The organism is Paenibacillus artemisiicola, assembly GCF_017652985.1.
GTDB classification, from domain to species: Bacteria; Bacillota; Bacilli; order Paenibacillales; family Paenibacillaceae; genus Paenibacillus_Z; species Paenibacillus_Z artemisiicola.
This window is the reverse complement of sequence record NZ_JAGGDJ010000004.1, coordinates 324,180-342,210: the sequence shown is the minus strand read 5'-3', so window position 1 is coordinate 342,210 and position 18,031 is coordinate 324,180. Positions and strand designations below refer to the sequence as shown.

The window sequence follows — 18,031 nt, the reverse complement described above, 5'->3', positions numbered from 1 at the left end:
CGCCATGCCGATCAAGCCGTCGACGATGAATAGGAGATGCGCGAATGATACAAGAACGGAAGCTCGAGCTGGCCGGCGTGCCCTGCCTCGAGCTGTCCCCGGGCGAAGCGTTCGCGGGACAAGTCCTGCTGTACCACGGCTGGGGTTCGACGATGGCGAGCTACCGGTTCTTCGCCTCGGTCGTCGCGGGCTGGGGCTTCCGCGTGACCGTGCCGGAGCTGCCGCTGCATGGCGAGCGGGGCAGCCTTGATTATGGCGACGCCGAGGCGCTGCAGGCGCATTTTTGGCCGATCGTCCGGCAGGGCGTCGGCGAAGCCGGCGCGCTGGCGGACGAGCTGGCCCGGCGGTCGGACGCGCCCGTGGCGGTCGTCGGCCATTCCACGGGCGGCTTCATCGCCGCCGGCGCCTTCGCGGCGCAGCCGCGGCTGCGCTCGGCCGCCGTCATCAACGGCTCCTGCGCGTGGGTGCGGTTCGAGGAGCATTACCGGGCGCGGCTCGGCATCGGGCGGATGGCCGCGGAGGATCGGGCGCGGCTGGAGCGGGACGATCCGTTCCCGCGGCTTCGGCTCCAGCCCGGGCGGCCGCTCCTGCTGCTGCACTGCGAAGGCGATACGACGGTGCCGGTCGACAGCCAGCGGTATTTCGCCGACGCCCTGCGCGGGGACGGCGAGCTGCCGGAGAAGGTCCGGCTGCTGGAATTCCCGCGGGCCGACCACGTCATTACGCTCGGGATGCTGGAGCGGCTCCATGATTTTTTGACGCGGCCGGGTTCGGCGGAGTAACGTCAGCCGGCAGCAATTCGGCGCAGGCGCGGCGGCAAGCCGCATTTGCGGGCAGGAGACGCCTTCTTCTCCGAAGGTGCCGTCGCAAACCCAACCGTAACGCAAAATCACCCCCGGACGGCAATTCCGCCGTTCGGGGGTGATTTTGGTTAGGTTTATCTTCGGCATGCATCGACGCGCTGCGGGACTAATCCGTAATATTCCGGGTGTAGTATTCGATGATATCCTTCCGGCGAATGATTCCGAGAAACACGCGATTGTCGTCGACGACCGGAACGAAGTTCTGATCGGCCGCGAGCGTAAGCATATGGTCCAAATCGGCGCCGATCGCGACGCATTCGATTTTCATCCGTTTTTTGATGGCGGCGAGCGGGATGTCATGCATGGTCTCGAAAGTGAGACCGGGCGTCGCTTTCATTTTCCACAGCAGATCGCCCTCGGACAGCGTCCCGAAATAAAGGCCGTTCGCGTCCAGGATCGGGATGGCCGTATACTGGCAGGCCTCCAGTTTATCCAAGGCATCTTTCATGGTGGAGGACGTCGTGAGGTAAGCGACCTCGTTCTTGGGGTAGAGGAAGGATTGGATGTCCACGTAATCACGCTCCTTTGGTATATTAAAGCATATTTCGCCGCGGGGTGCACGTGGTAGTGAGAGGTAACGGTTCCGCGTCTCTCGTCCGGCCGTCCGGTTAAGGGACGGAGGTTCAGTCGACAAGCAGGGCTGGCATCTTCGCTTCAAAAATTTTACACTAGCGGAAGACGCGGTTGGGCCAATGGCTGACGACAGCCGATAACCGTCCGGAAGGTACGCGAAGGAGGGGCTATGGCGAGTTTGGGATTGACGATATTGACCGTTCTCATTGTCATCGGGCTGCTGCTTTTTTATGCGGGCATCTACCTAGACTTCATCCGCCCGCGCGCGGTTCAGGTGCAGCTGTTGGGCCTTCAGTTCACGCTATTCGGAATCGTGCTTGTGCTGGCCTTCGACGAGTCGGTCGGCTACGGGGTTACGATCGGGTTGATGGGGCTGTTGACCGGCGTGGTCGGTTCGCTTCAGGACGGCGAGAAGCCGGAGCCGCGGGAGGCGGACCGATGAGGAGCAGAGATCGCTCCTGCTGGCAAGCGCGGCGTTGGCGGTTTGCATCCTGGCGCCTTGGATGCGCGTTCGTCGACGTTAACCCGCCAGCGTCGAGCGTCGCAGGTTGATCAAAGCCGGCAGCGGCAGATCCGGCAACAAGCAAAGGGCAGCCGAGAGGCCGCCCTTAGCTGCGTTTGCGGCTCCAATAGGTCAGCAGCGGTCCTTCCTCGCCGAAGACGGGGTCCCGGTCCGGCAGCGGGACGCGCCGAATGTCTTCCAGCGCTTGCGGCCGTTCGCCGGGCTCGCCGGTTCGCGTATTATACCGCATGCCGTCCGGGTAGGCGCCCGCTACGGAGAAATCGGCGGACGAGCCGAGTTTCTTATGCCCCGTTCCGGCCGGCAGCACCAGGACATCCCCCGCTTGTACCTCGAGCGTTTGACCGTTCTCCCCGCCGATCAACAGCCGGGCGGAGCCCTTAAGCACCGCCAGCGCTTCATGCGCGTTGCTGTGATAGTGATGGTACGCGAACACGCCGTTCACCCAGCTATTCCGCCAATTGTTCCGGTTCAGCTTGGCTTCGGCGCCGAGCGGGTCGTCCCGGAAAGCGCCGGCGTAATGGATCGCCGGCAGGTCCGGGTTGTTGGGCATGCGTCCGTCATCTTCGAACAGATACGTCGCGATGTTCAAGGGATCTCCTCCTAGGGTTCGATTCATTACCTATTCCCTCCCGGGCGGGCGGTTGAAGCAGGGAGCCGGGAAATTCCAGGCGGTCTGCCGCCGATTTATCCCTGAACCGCCCTTCTTCTCGAATATGCCGCCTCCGGGGGAATCCGCCGTCACCTTTCCGGAAGGGGAAAATAATCTATCTCGAGTTGACGCGAAGGAGCTGATCGGATGCCCGGCAAAGGCGGCAGCAGCATATCGATTAAGAACAAATGGACGAAGACGAAATGGCTCATGGCGGATCGCCGCCTGAGACCTCTCGTACCCGAAACGAAGCGCTTTACCCGTTCGTCGCTGAACGCGATGACCGGCCGGTACAAGATGGTTTATTTCAAGCCGACCACCGGGACGGGAGGCGGCGGAATCGCGCGCATCGTGCGAGCCTCCCGGAAGTTCCGGGTCAAGAAAGACGGAAGAACGTTCGAGGCCTCCTCTACGGCTGCCCTATACGGCCGCTTGAACAAGATCGCGCGCGGCCGAAGCTACCTGCTCCAGAAGGGCATCTACCTGCAGACGTCCCGCGGCAAACCGTTCGACTTGCGGGTCACGATGCAGAAGACGGCCGCGGGCAAGTGGGTGCAGAGCGTCATGTTCGTCAAGCTGGGCAAGAAGAACAAGGTCGTCACGAACTACCATCAAGGCGGCAAGTTGGCGTACCTCGAACCGACCCTGCGGCGTTCGGGATATTCGGGCGCGCAGATCGACCGCTATAAAAAGCGGCTGAAAACGATGGGCCTGCAAACGGCCCGCTGCTTCGACCGTCACGCCAAACGGTTCAAGGAACTCGGCCTTGACGTGGCGCTGGACCGCGATGGACGGCTGTGGATTCTCGAGGTGAACACCCGGCCGAACTTCTCTGCGTTGAAATCGCTTGGCGACAAGCGTTTGTACCGGACGATCGTCCGTTACGGAAGGCAGTACGGCAGAACGAAATGATCGGGCTTGCCCTGTCGCCGTTACGGCGATTCGGCGCGCCGCTCCCTTTCATAAAATAAACCAATCCGGAGGAACGGGCAACCGTTCCTTTTTGGCGTGCGGCGATAGCCGGCGAAGCGGAGATAAACCCGGCGGATCCGACCGGGCTCCGGCCGATCGTCCTGCTGGCTAAAGCGGAGGAGCTTCCGCTGCGTACTGCATATCATGATCACATTAATCCGTGAAAATGGAGATGAAGCGATGTCGGTCAAGATTGATGTGCTAATTCCAGCGATCGCAAAGGATCTGCAAACACTGCCTTATGTCATAGACGCCATCAGAAAACAGGTGAAGCATCCTATCGGCAGCATCATGATCGTGGCGCCGAATCAGAAACGAATAAGGCAGCTGTGCAGACGAAAAGGATGCAAGTTCGTCAATGAGAATACCGTGCTTCCCATTACGAAGAAAAACATTCGTTACCGCTCGAAAAAATGGGAGCGGTCAGGGTGGCTGTTCCAGCAGCTGCTGAAAATGAGCGGAGACAAGATCTGCTCCGCGAACTATTTCCTGGCGATCGATGCCGACACCGTGCTGATTCGGCCGCATGCGTTCCGAACCGGGAACAAGACGTATTTTTATTGCAGATCGTGGAGCCAGCCTGAATATTTCAGAACGTACAGGAAGCTGCTCGGCAAGAAAGCCGCCGCGCCGAAATCCTTCGTGACCCACTACATGCTCTTTGACAAATCGAAGCTGAGGCAGCTAAAACGGACCATCGCCAAGAAGCACGGCATGCGCTGGTATTCGGCGGTCATGAGGAAAATGGACAAATCGAAGCAGTTTGCTTTCTCCGAATTCGAAACCTACGGCAACTTCCTATACGCCCGTAATCCCGGCGGGCTCGTTCTCCGTTCGGCGTTAAACAAAAGCCTATCCATGAACATCGCGAACATGACGCCGAAACGGATCCGGACGCTGTCGCGGCGGTACCGCTCGATCTCTTTCCATAAGCGCAAAGGCTATGCGAGAAAGACGAATGAGCCATGACTCTCTGTCAGGTCGCAGGGATGGCACGGGGACCGAGCGGGCCGTTCGCTGAAACAGGCGGTACGGATGGCCATTCGGACGAGAAGAAAACGTGGGACGCCAGCTCCGAACTTGCGTGGGGAGGAATGTCGCTTGCGCATTGTTCTGCTCGGCGGCGGGTCTGGAAAAAGACTCTGGCCGCTGTCCAATGAAATTAGGTCGAAAATCTTTCTAAAGGTCCTGAAGGCGGGAGACGGGGGCAAGGAATCCATGATTCAGCGGCTGTGCAGGCAGCTGGATGAGGCGGGATTGCTCGGGTCTACCGCCATTGTCGCGCATCGAAACCAAGCTGAAATCGTACAGAACCATGTGGGCGGCAGCATTCCTTTCATTGCGGAAACCTATAGGAGGGGAACCTACACGGCGATCGCGCTAGCCGCAAGTTATTTGCATACCGAGCTGAATGCGGATCGGGAAGAGATCGTATGCGTCCTTCCGGCCGATCTCTTCGTGGACGATGCTTTCTTTGACGTGCTGCGCAAGCTTCCCGAAGTTCTGGCGGAGTCGGGCGCGAGGCTGGCCCTCCTTGGATCGGCGCCGACGCATCCTTCCGGTCAATTCGGCTATATCGTGCCGGAGCAAGCGAGCAGCGGGCCGGCGACCGGGTATACGCCGATCGCGCGTTTCGTCGAGAAGCCGAATGCCGATGACGCACGCCTTTTGATCAGCAGCCATGCGATGTGGAACTGCGGCGTGTACGCGTTCTCGCTTGCGTTCATGCTGTCCCATTTGAAGGACACGGGGCTGCCCGAAGCCTACGATGAGCTGGCGGCCAGCTGCGAGCATTTGCCGGAAGCCAGCTTCGACGTGGAAGTATCGGAGAACACGCGGCCATCGGTCGTTATCCCTTACGACGGTCTGTGGCGGGATCTTGGCGATTGGAGCGTGCTTCCGGACTATGTTGGCCATCAAGTCATCGGACACGGGGAGCTATCAAGCGACTCCGCTCATACGCATATCGTGAATGAACTCGCGCTGCCGATACACGTCATCGGCGCCTCGAACTTGATCGTTGCCGCAAGCGCAGACGGCATTCTGGTTGCAAGCAAGGATAAATCCAATCAAATCAAAGCGATACGGAGCTCCAGCCCGAAGCCGAGGTACGAGGAGAAACGATGGGGCGCCTATCTGATATTGGACCATTCAACGTCAGATGCCCAATCGGAAACGTTAACGAAGAAAGTAAACCTGCTGCCGGGGAAGCATACAAGCTACCACGTGCATCAGAGGCGCAAGGAGATTTGGACGATTATCACAGGTACCGGCGAGTTCGTCTTGGACGCGGTCATGACGGGCTTTCAGACCGGCGACATTCTGCAAATACCGGTTGGCGCGGGGCACGCCGTCAGGGCGATTACGCAGGTGGAATACCTGGTCGTCCAAATCGGGACGGAGCTGCTTGAAGAAGACAGCATTCGCCTCGCCATGGACTGGCAGGAGATTGTTCGGCTTTGCGGACGGGGGAGCCGGCCGGCGGAGTAACGGCTTCGATGACCCTCCCGCCGTTAAGGCGATTGACCGGGCGATAGGCGAACGCCATCGCGCAAACGGAGAAAGAGCCCGAGGATCAGGGCTCTCTATTGCATGGCGATCGTCGCATAACGGGCCAAGAATAGGTAAACCTATAGGGGTCTTGGAAAAATGCGCGCTTGCGCATAAGGACGGAGAGCGGGACATGAACCAGGGGTCTGCCATCGACACGGCCGGTTTTGATGAGGCATCCATCATTCAAGGCTTCGATATCGAGCTCAGCGAGAAAAACGCGCAGCGCATCGACGGATTAGTCGACGATTACGAGAAAAGCATTCTGAGCCGCGTAGACGAAGAGTACACGACCAATACCACGTTTTCCGGGCGGCTTGCCGATCGTATCGCGAGCTTGGGCGGCAGCTGGACCTTCATCGGGTACTTCGGCGCGGCCCTGGTGGCGTGGATGATCTGGAACAGTCTCCCGTTCATCAAGCCGCTGCATTTCGACGAGCCGCCGTTTATTCTGCTGAACCTGTGCTTATCCTTCCTTGCCGCGTTCCAGGCGCCCATCATCATGATGAGCCAGAACCGCCAAAATGCCAGAGACAAGCACGAGTCGTTGATCGATTTCGCCATCAACTACAAGGCGGAGCAAGAAATCGACGACATTCAAAGCCACCTGCACCGCATCGAAGCGGAGGGCGTGCGAAACAAAGACCAGTTCAGCCGCGAGCTGCAGCAGATCAAGCAGCTTCTGGCCTCGATCGAAGCGAAGCTGGACCGCGCGCAAGAGGATGCGATCATTCAATGATAGAGGGCACGAACACGGCGAAGCTTGCTCCCGGCATATAAAGTCAAACCGGAAGGTCAAGCGCTGTAACCCGGGGTCATTGCCCGCGCAAGTCATAACGGATTCAATGACGTTACGAAACCGCGTATCTACGCGGTTTTTTTGTGCGTTAAAACCTCGTCCTCGATCCGCTCACTCGCCCTTGTTCCACTCTGCCGGCGGAGCTTGGACGTTCAAAGACATAATCATGAAGGACGGCTCGCAGGATTGCAATCGATGCCCGTCGAAGTGTTCGGGACGGCTGGAACGGCATCGCTCCGGTTCGACCGAAGGCTAACCGCCAAGGCCGAGCTGAGCGGGGCATCGGCAATACCGGCCGAACGGATGCGCAGCATCGATGACAACGAAAGAGGAGGCAACGGCATGTCCAACAGGCCGCATATCCTGATTTTCAATCCCGACCAATGGCGCGCGGACGTCATCGGCCACTTCGGCAATCCGGCGGCGGTAACGCCGAATCTGGACCGGCTCGCGGAAACCGACGCGGTATCGTTCCGCGCCGCGTTCTGCCAGAATCCGGTCTGCACGCCCAGCCGATGCTCGTTCATGAGCGGCTGGTATCCCCATGTCCGCGGTCACCGGACGATGTTCCACATGATGCAGGAAGACGAGCCGGTGCTGCTCAAGACGCTCAAGGACGAAGGGTATGCGGTATGGTGGGGCGGGAAGAACGATCTCGTCCCGGCCGAGAACGGCTTCGACGCGTATTGCGACGTGAAATACGTGCCGGAGAAGCGGCCGCGGCCGGAGACGAACCTGCACGGCGACGACGGCTGGCGCGGCGATCCGGGCGGGGACAACTACTACTCGTTCTACGCCGGCAAGCTGGAGCAGGCGCCCGACGAGGAAGCCTATTACGACGGGGACTGGGCGATGGTGCGGGGCGCGATCGATTTTATCCGCAGCGCGCCGCAGGAACGGCCGATGTGCATCTACTTGCCGCTGCTGTATCCGCATCCGCCGTACGGCGTCGAGGAGCCGTGGTACGGCATGATCGATCGCGGCAAGCTGCCCGGTAGGACGCCGGCGCCGGATTGGTCGAAGAAGCCGAGCCTGCTGAAAGGCATCTACGACCGGCAGAAGCTGCAGGGCTGGACCGAGGACCGCTGGCGCGAGCTCCGCGCCACCTACTACGGGATGTGCGCGCGCGTCGATCATCAGTTCGGTCTCGTGCTGGACGCGCTGAAGGAAACGGGCGTCTACGACGATACGGCGGTGTTCTTCTTCTCCGACCACGGCGACTTCACCGGCGACTACGGGCTGGTGGAGAAGACGCAGAACACCTTCGAGGATTGCCTGACCAACGTGCCGTTCGTCGTCAAGCCGCCGCGCGGGGTGCCGGTGAAGCCGCGCGTCAGCGAGGCGCTGGTCGAGCTGATCGATTTCCCGGCTACGGTCGAGGCGCTGCTTGGGCTGATGCCCGGCCACACCCACTTCGGACGCTCGCTGCTGCCGCTGCTGGCCGGCGAGACGGACGAGCACCGGGACGCGGTGTTCGCGGAGGGAGGACGGCTGCATGGCGAGACGCAAGCGATGGAGCTGGAGAGCACGTCGATGAGCTCGCCGAGCGGCCTGTATTGGCCTCGCGTCGGCCTGCAGCAGCAGGAAGGGCCGGAGCATACGAAGGCGGTCATGTGCCGGACGCGCGACTACAAGTACGTGCGGCGTTTCTACGAGCGGGATGAACTCTACGATCTGCGGCGCGATCCGATGGAAGCCGATAACCGGATCGATGATCCCGGATTGCGGGACGTGCTGGCCGCGCTCAAGGAGCGGCTGTTGACGTTTTATATGGAAACGGCGGACGTCGTGCCGCTCAAAGCGAACCGGCGGATGTGACGAGGCCAGGCGCGCGAGGGTAAGATCATCGCAAAAAGGCAACCGATCGGGAACGATCGGCTGCCTTTCTTTATGTTATGGAGCGAGTATGATGCCTGCCTGCAGCGGCTTGAAGATGGCCGGCTAGGATCGCTGTTCCCTACAAAAGCCATGGATACAGAATAGTGTATAAAAAAATCCCGTAACAGTCTATTTCTTTTTTGGCATCGATTGTATGATCATTCATGCGGCCGGCGCGCATTCGTACAATCGAAGGGAGAAGATTCGTATCGTTACGCTTCGTAAAATAACGCTGGAAAACCGTCGTGCCGTCTTCAAGCTGGAAGTCGCCGAGGATCAACGCCGATTCGTGGCGTCCAATCTCTCCAGCGTGGCGTCGTGTTACGTGCTGGCAACGAACGGCGGGCATCCGTTTCCGTTTGCGATCTACGCGGATGAACAGCCGGTCGGATTTGTTTTGGTGACGTACGGAACGACCGGGTACGACGAACCGTCGTTCGCCGCCCGCAGCTATTGCATCCTGCGCCTGATGATCGATAAGGCTTGCCAGAACAGGGGCTACGGCCGGGCAGCCATGAACGAGATCATGGCCTTCATTCGCACCTTCCCGGCAGGACCGGCGGATTGCTGCTGGATTCCATATAAACACGCCAATCTCCCTGCCAAAAAACTATACGAACGATTCGGCTTCCGCGACAACGGCGAAACGTTCAACGACGAGTCGATCACCGTGCTGCGGCTTTGACCGCCGCCGCTCGCGTCATCTGACGATCGAACAGAAGGCAACCGATGCAGAGATGGCCAGCTGCCTATGCGCGCACATCGGCGGCAGGAAACCTCTAGCGCGCTGCGGAATTGTAGAGGTAATTAATGTGTCCGGGGAGGTAACATGGATTTGAAGAATAAGGACAAACAATTGCGGGCGTCCTTTGAACAAGCCGCGCCCATCTATCAGCAGGCGCGTCCGGATTACCCGGAGGCATTGTACGAGGAGTTGATCCAAGCGGCGAATTTGCATGCGGGGGATCGCTTATTGGAAGTAGGTTGCGCTACGGGAAAGGCGACGCTCCCGTTAGCCAAGCGCGGCTTCAAGATCACGTGCATCGAGCTTGGCGCCGAACTCGCAGCGGCGGCTCGTCAAAACCTTCGCGGCATGGACGTCGACATCGTCAACCAGAGCTTCGAGGAGTGGCAGCCCGAGGCGGAGCATGCATTCGATCTGGTATTCGCGGCGACCGCCTGGAAGTGGATGGATCCCGAAGTCCGGTATTTGAAGGCATGGCAGTCTCTTCGTCCCGGCGGGCATCTGGCATTTTGGAGCGCGGAACACGTTTTTCCCGACGGGGGTGATCCGTTCTTCCGCGATATTCAAACGGTGTACCATGAGCTTGGCGAAGGGAGACCGGTCGATCAAAACGATTGGCCGCGGCCGGGCGAGCTTCGCGAGCTCCGGTACGAGATTGAACAAAGCGGCCTGTTCGAAGCGGTGCACCTGCGGCATTTCGACTGGGAGCGCGTTTATGCCGTTGAAGCGTATATTCAACTCCTCGAAACGTTCTCCGGGCACATTTTGATGGAGACTTGGAAACGCGACAAGCTCTTCCATGAAATCCGGGATCGCCTTAATCGTCGCTCGGATAAGTCGGTCCGCCGCCACTGGGGCGCCGTTCTCCACGTTGCCCGCCGTAAGGAGAGGCATGGCCTTCGGGGTTCCGCTAAGCGCTGAAAATTTACGGAAGTTATCAATCCATAAAGGCGGTCCGGCAGTCAGCCGGATCGCTTTTTTATGCCGTCACCGACGTAAGATGCGCGAATTCGAACGCCCTCACAAAGTTTGCGGAAACCAGCAACTTCCGGCATCGTTCCTTCGTCGATTAACTGACGTTTGCATCATCGCCATTACAATACCGTACGGGAGCAGTTCTTATGTCACTTAAAACGAGAATCGGGTTTCTTTCATTTTTGCTGCTGGGGTTGGGCGCGCTTTGTTTCGTGCTGCTCCTCCAAGCGAGTCATGGCCGCATGCCCATTGTGGGACGCTTGTTCCAAGGAGCGGGGAGCGTGATCGACATGGGCAGCCCGGAAGGCGCGTCTTCCTTGTACGGCGGGCTGAAGCCCGGTCACGACGAACCGCACGGCACGTATTATAAGGACCGCGTGATCGTGCTGATGTACCACGAGGTCGTGCAAGCTCCGCAGAATGCCGGCGCGCTGTCTACCGCCAAGTTCGAGCGCCAGCTCCGCATGATGAAGGCCAACAATTTTCACTGGATCACGATGGATCAGTACCGGGGCTTCATCCTGCATGGTGACCCGGTTCCCGACAATGCCGTGCTGCTGACCTTCGACGACGGGTATGCCTCGTTTTACCGGGATGCTTATCCGATCCTGCGTAAATACGAGGCGCCGGCGACCAGTTTCCTGATCGTCAACACGGTGGGCAATCCGCATCGCGTCGGGGTGCCCAAGCTGACGTGGGATCAGGTGAGGGAAATGAACCGGAACGGCATTTCGTTTTACAGCCATTCGTTCGATTCCCATCTGTACGCGCCAACGGACGCCGGGGGCAAGCATGCCATTGCCGCGTTGTCCGGACCGATTTATTTGCGCGATAAAGGCAGACGGGAGACGGAGCAGGAATACGAGCTGCGCGTAAAGACCGATCTTGAGAAAGCGAATGCCGTTCTGGAGCGGGAGCTTGGCTCTCCGAACCATGTGTTGGCGTTTCCTTACGGCGCGTTTTCCAAACCGCTGCTAGCGATTTGCGCGCAGCTAGGCATTGACGTGACGCTGACGGTTAAGGACGGCTTGGATCGCCCGTCCCAGAGCAACGGCTTCCGTCTCAATGCCGGCGGCATGCAAAATAATCCCGATCTGCAGCTGGCGCTGATGAAGCAAGCGCGGCAGCGGCTGGGGCACGCGCATTTCGACCGGGCGCCCGAACGAAAGCGGGAGGCGTTGTGGACGTTGGCGGCCATGGCAATCGTCGCGGCGTTGTGGACGGAAGCGGCGTATAAGCTGTTTCGGGCGAAACGGACCCGCGGAACGCTTGCGCAAAAAAACGGCTTGGCGTAGCGGGTTCAAGCGGCTGCGAACGGGACGCGACCCTTCCATAACGACGCGAAGGCAGCCGGCGAGCAGGATCGGCTGCTTCTTGCGTGCTTTCAAGCGCAACCTTCCAAGTTCAGGCATCGTAAGAGGAGAAGGGAATATTTTCTAACGACGTTGGCTAAAGGAGAAACTTGGATGAGCGATTTTCCGAATGACCCGGGCTTTTTTGGGTTTTTGAAAGAGATGCCGTTGTTTTTTAAGCTGTTTGGCGGCGGTTTATTCATCGTGGTCATCGGCGGATTCGCGTATGTCCTGATTCGGGGGTTGTCGATCTGGACGACCAACAATGCCGCGGACGTAACGACCCGGCCCGTAACGGTCGCGGATAAACGAACGCATGTGTGGGGAGGATCCGGGGATTCGAGCTCGACGACCGATTACTTCGCGACGTTTGAATTCAGCGACGGCTCGCGCCTCGAATTACAGGTCAGAGGCCAACAATTCGGCTTGCTCGCAGCAGGCGATTATGGACAGCTCACCTATCAAGGCACGCGCTTTAAGGCGTTTCACCGGCAGGATCAACGCGAAACAATCGGCGGCGGACCTATGGCACGATAGCGCATTCGTGCAACAAGGGCAGGCAGATGGAAGTAAAATGCGCCCCGCGACGGATTTCGTCAAGACAGAAAGGCAGCCGATCCGATGGATCGGCTGCCTTTCTTGTAGAAGAAGAACCATCCGGCAAAAAGCGGGCAAACGGCAGTCATTCAGCGACTTCCGATTCTCGCTCCTCAGCTCCTCAAAGACAAATAATCTGAAATTTGTCCAAGCTAATGTTAAATTTTTTCATATTTTACATATTGGAAGTAGATGCGTCTCGCTTCCCACCTGAAGGGAGTGATGTGTTTCGTGCCAGATTGTAATCAGAATCCGGCGGGCGAGTGCTCGGATGCGGAAGGCATCGATACGACGGCGAACGGGATCGCCTCCCACGCCGAAGGGGACCAAACGATCGCGAACGCCAACGCTTCGCATGCCGAAGGCAGAACGACAACCGCCAACGGCGCAGCCTCGCATGCCGAAGGCTACCAAACGATCGCGAACGCGGATACCGCTCATGCAGAGGGCAATACAACGCAAGCGGCAGGGGCCGCCTCGCATGCGGAAGGTTATCTGACGATTGCCGCCGCGGATACCGCTCATGCGGAAGGATACGGAACGACAGCGGCCGGAGTCGCTTCCCATGCGGAAGGCTTCGGAACGATGGCGGAAGGCGTCGCTTCCCATGCGGAAGGGGAAGGAAACGCGGCCCGCGGCCGAGCCTCGCATGCGGAAGGAGGAGGCGTAGATCCGCACGGAAGTCCTGTACGCAATCAAGCGAATGGCTCCGGTTCCCATGCCGAGGGAGCCGGAACGCTTGCTGCGGGATTTGCGGCTCATGCGGAAGGGGGGACGGCGAATGTAACCCTTTATCCCGGGACAAAGGCAATGGGGGACTTTTCCCATGCAGAGGGTTTTGGCACATCGGCAAACGGAGCGGTTTCGCATGCCGAAGGGCAATTCTCGGTGACGAACGGCATTGCGGCTCATGCCGAAGGGTTTAATACGCAAGCCATCGGGCTGGGAGCCCATGCTCAAAATATCAACGCAGTCGCCATGGGCACAGCCTCGCATGCCGAAGGGATGGATACGACATCCGCGAGTCTGGGTACGCATGCCGAGGGCGTGCTCACCACCGCGAGCGGCCAAGCCGGGCATGCCGAGGGACTGGCCACGATCGCTTCCGGAAACTACTCGCATGCCGAAGGAGAAGGTACGAGTACGGCCGGCTTTCAGAACGCGCATATCATGGGGCGATTTGGCGATGCCGAGCAAGCGCATTCCTGGTTCATTGGCAATGGGAGCTCCAGGGATGCCAGAGGGCTGGGAGCCAAATGGCTGGCGAGCAGCGGGGAGATGTTCATTGATGGCGCCTCGTACAATACAGGCGGCGCGGATTACGCGGAGATGTTCCAGAGCCATGACGAAACCATCATCGATGTGGGGTACTTCGTCACGTTGGAAGGGGATCGAATCCGAATCGCCGCGGCATCGGATGCTTACATCCTCGGAATCAGCAGCGCGACCCCGAGTATCGTCGGAAATAGCGCCGAGCTGAGCTGGCATGGACGTTATAGGTTGGATGCGTGGGGCCGGCGAACCTATCATGAAGTGAGGGTACCCGCAGTCATGGATCGGCAGGGCAATGAACTAACGCCCGAGCATACGGAAGTCCAGCCCGTCATGAATCCGGAGTGGGATCCGCAGCGTGCGTATGTTCCCCGAAAACAACGTCCTGAATGGGTTGCCGTGGGGCTCATCGGCAAGATGTTGGTAAGAGATGACGGGACATGCGTGCAAAACGGTTATTGTACGCCAAACGATCAGGGCGTGGCTACAGCGAGCGCGTATGGCTATCGCGTCATGAAGCGTACGGGGGCAAATCAAGTGTGCGTGCTGTATCTTCCTCACATGTTCTCCCCCGAGCATCGATAGAAGGCTCGGATCAAGGTTGGCTTTCGCTTCTAAGTGATAATAATTCTCAATAGAATGGAAGTGACGGCGCGATCCGAATCGCATTCGTGCCTCTTAGGAATACGGACGCGGCGGTTGCCGCTTGAGAGGAGGCGGGAAGTGGAGAGCACAAGCGAGGCGTGCGTCACGGAAGCATTACGCGCCTGGGCGGACGACATCAATGGGCTGCGAGCCCGCGCTTACGGCCACGCGGGCAGCTGCGAGCGGCTTAGCGCCGAACTCGATCGCCTGAGCGCGTATATTCTCCAAGAAGACAACAGACGGTTCTGGGACCATGCGGAGGACGAATCGGCGAGAGACGCGGCAGCGTATATGCGGCATTCCTCCGCAATGGCGCTTGGCGCCTTGGAGAAAGTACGGGCGCGCGCTATCTGTTCGCAAAACAAAACAGACTGCCGATACGCGGCGCTGCCGTCCGCCTCTTTGCGGGAAGAGTGGAACCGGCTCCGAGAACCGCGAGAGGCGAAGGTGATGTTTATCGGCGCCGGCGCTTTTCCGGTCTCCGCTTTTACGATCGCCGAATCCGCGTCGGCGGAAGTCCTGTGCGTGGATATCGACGAGGAAGCGATCCGCTGCGGAATCGAACTGGCGCGGCATCTGGGGTTGGATGACGCGTTCCGTTATGCGAAGAGCCATCTGAGCGACCTTGCATTCGCCGCCTCCGCCACGCATATCTTCATCGCATCGCTGGTGCCGGAGAAGCTGGACATTTTGCGCGAGTTGCGCCCGATCGTCCGGCGCGACTGCCGTTTTGTTGTCAGATATGGCAACGGGCTCAAGTCGCTGTTCAATTATCCGTTGGACATCGACGCGCTGAAGGATTGGCGAGTAGAGGCCTTGAATGGCGCCGGGAACATCTATGACACCATCCTATTAAGTCGGCCATGAAGACCCATGCGGCAGCGGGACAGCGCGTTCGGCTGCTTTTTATTTACGCATCGCGGAACTTTCCAGGTTATGGCAGCGTCAATAGAGGAAGAGGCGAACGAAGCGTTTGCCGACGAGCCGATTCTAATTCACGAGAAGGGGATAGTCATGCAAGTCGCCATGTCCTACTTAGCGCTGCTGCTCGTAGTGCTGGAAATCGCGTTTAAAAAGCTTCGCGTTCCCGGCGCATCGCGGAAGCCGGCGGATACCGGCGGCAAGCGCATCGGGTACTGGTTAATGGGAGCTTTGGTCCTGCTGGCCGTCGGCCTGTACGCCTTTGTTTTGGATCCGGCGGACGACGATACGATGAAGTGGTTTTGGTTGTCGGCCTTTATCGCGGTCAGGGGCTCGCAGGCGCTCTGGGAATGGCGTTATACGAAGCGGGCGAAGGATTATCTCGCGACGCTGCTATCGACCGCGTTCGGCTTGATCTATATTTACTTTTTTCTATTCGAGGGGCACTACGTGATGCTGCTTAACCGTTAAGCTGGCGGGTGGGCACATCGATTAAAAGCGAAATAAGCCAATAGGCGGGGCCTCTCCTAGATGTGGTATTATTTGGGGGACAGATAACAGGCAGGGAGGAATACGCGGTGGACGAAAAGGGATGCGTCAAATGCGGAAGCAAGGACGCGCGAACAAAAGAAGTCGCGATGACGGGCACGGGACTTTCGAAAATGTTCGATATTCAGCACAATCAATTCGTTGTTGTATCCTGCGCGAATTGCGGGTATTCGGAATTTTACAATAAACAATCCTCGGCCGGCTCCAACATCCTTGACCTCTTCTTCGGCTGAGATCTAGCCCGGGAACCGAGAACCGCCGATCGCAGGATAGGTGTTAAACCCTGATCTGTCGGATACGGAGCGTCTGCAGCGCCTCCTCGTTCCTTATCCGGCAGAGATAATGATCCGCTATCCGGTATCGAAGGAAGCGGGGAACGCGAAGCATAACGAAGCCGGCTTACGCGAGGAAATGCCATTGAATTCGCAATAAAAACTGAAGGTGCCCGCCGAGACGGGCACCTTTTTAACGTTCGCGAGCCGATCCGCGGTTGCCGGAGATGGCTTCGGCAGATCGAACGGCCCGTTGCGCTTGTTCAATTATTCAAGCAGATCGATTAGCGCTCTTGATTGCGAAGCGAGTTCGCGTCCAGGAGCTTGTCCTCCGGCGCGTTCGCTCCCGACGCGGCCGACCCGAACATTTGAGCCAGGCCCATGAACAGCATGCGGCACTCCTCCGCTTCCCATGGCTCCAGCTGAAGCGGCCGTTTATGACGGTCCGTGAATTTGAAATCCATCTCATTATTCACCGGGTCGTATTCGCCGCGGATCCGCACGCGCTTGCCGCCTTCAAAGTCGATTTCCATCGTTACGCCGTTGATACCTCTTGCCATGCCTGTCAACTCCCGTAAACATTTTTGCAACGCCGATCACGCCATTATTCGACGCCGATCGCGCCGATTCCTTCCTCGTCCGCGGATTTCGGCCGCGAGGATGACGAATAAGCTGCCCCGTTTCCACGTTTCCATCATCGTCGGGCGCAGCGGAACGCCTAGAAGGCGAATTTCCAAATCAACCAGCTTCCGAGCGCGGATGCCCAGGACGCGAAACCGAACGCCATGACGATGGTATTCTCGCTCCAGCCGTATTTTAACCGAAAATGGAAATGAATCGGCGCCATCCGAAATAAACGCCGCTTCGTTCGTTTGAAGTACCACACCTGCAGCATGACCGACCATTGTTCAGCCAGATAGACGGAAAACAAGAGCGGAATCAGCACCTCCACCTTCTCCATGACCGCCAAGAAGGAGAGCGAGCCCCCGATGGCCAGCGACCCGGTATCTCCCATGAACGCTTTCGCGGGAAAGATGTTGTAGAAGAAGAGCCCGATCAAGCAGCCGATCATGACCAGCGAAAAGGCTCGGACCTCCGGCTTGTCCGAGATGAGGAAAAAGAAAAAGTAAGTCGGAATGGCGACGTTGATCAATAAGCCGTCCAGCCCGTCCGTAAAATTGATGGCATTCGCGGATCCCACCACGAACAAGGCGAGGACGACGACGTACGCGTAAACGGGCAGGCGGAGCTGAACGCCATGAAACAACGAGATCTCGCTCGTCAGCGCAAACGCGCGGAATAAGAGAAGCAGCAGCAGGCCCGTACACGCGAATTGCAGCACCAGCTTCGTCCGCCCGGATATGCCGGAGGGATCCTGCCAGGCGGCTTTCTTGAAATCGTCGAGGAACCCGATCATGCCGAACAAGAGGAACGTCGCGCACAGTAACGTCGTCATCGGCGCGGGGCGGAATTCCAGGGAGGCCGCGACGCCGATCAACAGGACGAGGCCGGCCATCAACGGCGTTCCCTTCTTCGCGTGATGGTCGGGAGGCAGCTCGGCGCGGATAGGCTGCGTCAGCTTCAAGCGGCGGAGACACCAGATGAGCAGCGGCGTCAAGAACGCGACCAGCACAAAAGACAGACCCGCGACCGCCAACATTTCGTTCGTTTCGTTCATTCCAACAGGCTCCCTTCCCATATCCGGTTCAACTCTTCCAGATGCGGCCATGCCTCTGCCATCACTTTACCTAATCGCGAGCCTCCCATAAAAGAGAAGGTTTGTCGGGGGGAATTTCCTATTTTCGGCGCCTTTGTAGAATGAATGGGGAGGTGTCGTAAAGCTAAAAAACGAGGTCCTCCGAAACTTGCCAAAAAATGGGGCGTACAATAAAAAGA

19 protein-coding genes are annotated in these 18,031 nt (G+C 58.6%); 15 read left to right on the top strand and 4 right to left on the bottom strand.

Annotated elements, in window-relative coordinates; all coding sequences use genetic code 11:
* Nucleotides 1-44 precede the first annotated feature (44 nt).
* Nucleotides 45-782, top strand: a complete 738-nt coding sequence (locus I8J29_RS09995; RefSeq protein ID WP_208847462.1) for an alpha/beta fold hydrolase — start codon at nucleotides 45-47, stop codon at nucleotides 780-782.
* A gap of 187 nt (nucleotides 783-969) precedes the next feature.
* Here I8J29_RS09995 and I8J29_RS09990 read toward each other — a convergent pair whose 3' ends face one another.
* On the bottom strand, nucleotides 970-1,374 hold the full coding sequence (locus I8J29_RS09990) for a CBS domain-containing protein (protein ID WP_208847461.1): 405 nt from the start codon (nucleotides 1,372-1,374) through the stop codon (nucleotides 970-972).
* A 231-nt stretch (nucleotides 1,375-1,605) separates the two neighbouring features.
* On the opposite strand from I8J29_RS09990, the gene I8J29_RS09985 reads away from it, so the two are divergent.
* On the top strand, nucleotides 1,606-1,878 hold the full coding sequence (locus I8J29_RS09985) for a hypothetical protein (RefSeq protein WP_208847460.1): 273 nt from the start codon (nucleotides 1,606-1,608) through the stop codon (nucleotides 1,876-1,878).
* Between the two features lie 166 nt (nucleotides 1,879-2,044).
* Here the strand turns inward: I8J29_RS09985 and I8J29_RS09980 are convergent, their stop codons facing one another.
* Nucleotides 2,045-2,548, bottom strand: coding sequence for a cupin domain-containing protein (locus I8J29_RS09980; protein WP_240546032.1), 504 nt, complete (start codon nucleotides 2,546-2,548; stop codon nucleotides 2,045-2,047).
* Nucleotides 2,549-2,755: 207 nt separating this feature from the next.
* Here I8J29_RS09980 and I8J29_RS09975 point away from each other — a divergent pair, with 207 nt between their 5' ends.
* From I8J29_RS09975 to I8J29_RS09915, 13 genes are all read left to right on the top strand, one after another.
* Nucleotides 2,756-3,520 (top strand): YheC/YheD family protein, encoded by a 765-nt coding sequence (locus I8J29_RS09975; protein ID WP_208847458.1) that lies wholly within the window; start codon nucleotides 2,756-2,758, stop codon nucleotides 3,518-3,520.
* Between the two features lie 204 nt (nucleotides 3,521-3,724).
* The gene (locus I8J29_RS09970; protein ID WP_240546031.1) at nucleotides 3,725-4,549 is read left to right on the top strand and encodes a DUF6492 family protein; all 825 of its coding nucleotides are present in this window, start codon (nucleotides 3,725-3,727) and stop codon (nucleotides 4,547-4,549) included.
* Nucleotides 4,550-4,660: 111 nt separating this feature from the next.
* Nucleotides 4,661-6,070: a sugar phosphate nucleotidyltransferase gene (locus I8J29_RS09965; RefSeq protein ID WP_338113118.1), complete on the top strand. Its 1,410-nt coding sequence runs from the start codon at nucleotides 4,661-4,663 to the stop codon at nucleotides 6,068-6,070.
* Between the two features lie 193 nt (nucleotides 6,071-6,263).
* Nucleotides 6,264-6,869 carry a DUF1003 domain-containing protein gene (locus tag I8J29_RS09960; protein WP_208847456.1) on the top strand — a complete coding sequence of 202 codons (606 nt, stop codon included), beginning with the start codon at nucleotides 6,264-6,266 and terminating at the stop codon, nucleotides 6,867-6,869.
* A 402-nt stretch (nucleotides 6,870-7,271) separates the two neighbouring features.
* Entirely contained in the window at nucleotides 7,272-8,747 is a 1,476-nt protein-coding gene (locus I8J29_RS09955; RefSeq protein WP_208847455.1) for a sulfatase family protein, read from the top strand.
* Between the two features lie 268 nt (nucleotides 8,748-9,015).
* Nucleotides 9,016-9,492: a GNAT family N-acetyltransferase gene (locus tag I8J29_RS09950; RefSeq protein ID WP_208847528.1), complete on the top strand. Its 477-nt coding sequence runs from the start codon at nucleotides 9,016-9,018 to the stop codon at nucleotides 9,490-9,492.
* Nucleotides 9,493-9,636: 144 nt separating this feature from the next.
* Nucleotides 9,637-10,473 carry a class I SAM-dependent methyltransferase gene (locus I8J29_RS09945; RefSeq protein ID WP_208847454.1) on the top strand — a complete coding sequence of 279 codons (837 nt, stop codon included), beginning with the start codon at nucleotides 9,637-9,639 and terminating at the stop codon, nucleotides 10,471-10,473.
* A gap of 344 nt (nucleotides 10,474-10,817) precedes the next feature.
* Entirely contained in the window at nucleotides 10,818-11,822 is a 1,005-nt protein-coding gene (locus I8J29_RS09940) for a polysaccharide deacetylase family protein (protein ID WP_240546077.1), read from the top strand.
* Between the two features lie 171 nt (nucleotides 11,823-11,993).
* Entirely contained in the window at nucleotides 11,994-12,416 is a 423-nt protein-coding gene (locus I8J29_RS09935; RefSeq protein WP_208847452.1) for a DUF2500 domain-containing protein, read from the top strand.
* Between the two features lie 291 nt (nucleotides 12,417-12,707).
* Entirely contained in the window at nucleotides 12,708-14,333 is a 1,626-nt protein-coding gene (locus I8J29_RS34450) for a peptidase G2 autoproteolytic cleavage domain-containing protein (protein ID WP_338113117.1), read from the top strand.
* 138 nt (nucleotides 14,334-14,471) lie between these two features.
* Nucleotides 14,472-15,260, top strand: coding sequence for a nicotianamine synthase family protein (locus I8J29_RS09925; RefSeq protein WP_208847450.1), 789 nt, complete (start codon nucleotides 14,472-14,474; stop codon nucleotides 15,258-15,260).
* A gap of 69 nt (nucleotides 15,261-15,329) precedes the next feature.
* A complete protein-coding gene (locus tag I8J29_RS09920; protein ID WP_208847449.1) occupies nucleotides 15,330-15,785 on the top strand; it encodes a DUF4181 domain-containing protein in 456 nt (151 codons plus the stop codon).
* A 107-nt stretch (nucleotides 15,786-15,892) separates the two neighbouring features.
* Nucleotides 15,893-16,096, top strand: a complete 204-nt coding sequence (locus tag I8J29_RS09915; RefSeq protein WP_090645603.1) for a zinc ribbon domain-containing protein — start codon at nucleotides 15,893-15,895, stop codon at nucleotides 16,094-16,096.
* 323 nt (nucleotides 16,097-16,419) lie between these two features.
* Here I8J29_RS09915 and I8J29_RS09910 read toward each other — a convergent pair whose 3' ends face one another.
* Complete coding sequence (locus I8J29_RS09910) at nucleotides 16,420-16,695, bottom strand: hypothetical protein (RefSeq protein ID WP_208847448.1); 276 nt, start codon at nucleotides 16,693-16,695, stop codon at nucleotides 16,420-16,422.
* A gap of 158 nt (nucleotides 16,696-16,853) precedes the next feature.
* Nucleotides 16,854-17,813 (bottom strand): phospho-N-acetylmuramoyl-pentapeptide-transferase, encoded by a 960-nt coding sequence (mraY, locus tag I8J29_RS09905; RefSeq protein ID WP_208847447.1) that lies wholly within the window; start codon nucleotides 17,811-17,813, stop codon nucleotides 16,854-16,856.
* Nucleotides 17,814-18,031: the final 218 nt, after the last annotated feature.

Coding starts and splice junctions, on each gene's coding strand:
- I8J29_RS09995 (WP_208847462.1), top strand. CDS start 45: ATGATACAAGAACGGAAGCTCGAGCTGGCCGGCGTGCCCTGCCTCGAG.
- I8J29_RS09985 (WP_208847460.1), top strand. CDS start 1,606: ATGGCGAGTTTGGGATTGACGATATTGACCGTTCTCATTGTCATCGGG.
- I8J29_RS09975 (WP_208847458.1), top strand. CDS start 2,756: ATGCCCGGCAAAGGCGGCAGCAGCATATCGATTAAGAACAAATGGACG.
- I8J29_RS09970 (WP_240546031.1), top strand. CDS start 3,725: ATGATCACATTAATCCGTGAAAATGGAGATGAAGCGATGTCGGTCAAG.
- I8J29_RS09960 (WP_208847456.1), top strand. CDS start 6,264: ATGAACCAGGGGTCTGCCATCGACACGGCCGGTTTTGATGAGGCATCC.
- I8J29_RS09955 (WP_208847455.1), top strand. CDS start 7,272: ATGTCCAACAGGCCGCATATCCTGATTTTCAATCCCGACCAATGGCGC.
- I8J29_RS09945 (WP_208847454.1), top strand. CDS start 9,637: ATGGATTTGAAGAATAAGGACAAACAATTGCGGGCGTCCTTTGAACAA.
- I8J29_RS09940 (WP_240546077.1), top strand. CDS start 10,818: ATGGGCAGCCCGGAAGGCGCGTCTTCCTTGTACGGCGGGCTGAAGCCC.
- I8J29_RS09935 (WP_208847452.1), top strand. CDS start 11,994: ATGAGCGATTTTCCGAATGACCCGGGCTTTTTTGGGTTTTTGAAAGAG.
- I8J29_RS09920 (WP_208847449.1), top strand. CDS start 15,330: ATGGCAGCGTCAATAGAGGAAGAGGCGAACGAAGCGTTTGCCGACGAG.
- I8J29_RS09910 (WP_208847448.1), bottom strand. CDS start 16,695: ATGGCAAGAGGTATCAACGGCGTAACGATGGAAATCGACTTTGAAGGC.
- mraY (WP_208847447.1), bottom strand. CDS start 17,813: ATGAACGAAACGAACGAAATGTTGGCGGTCGCGGGTCTGTCTTTTGTG.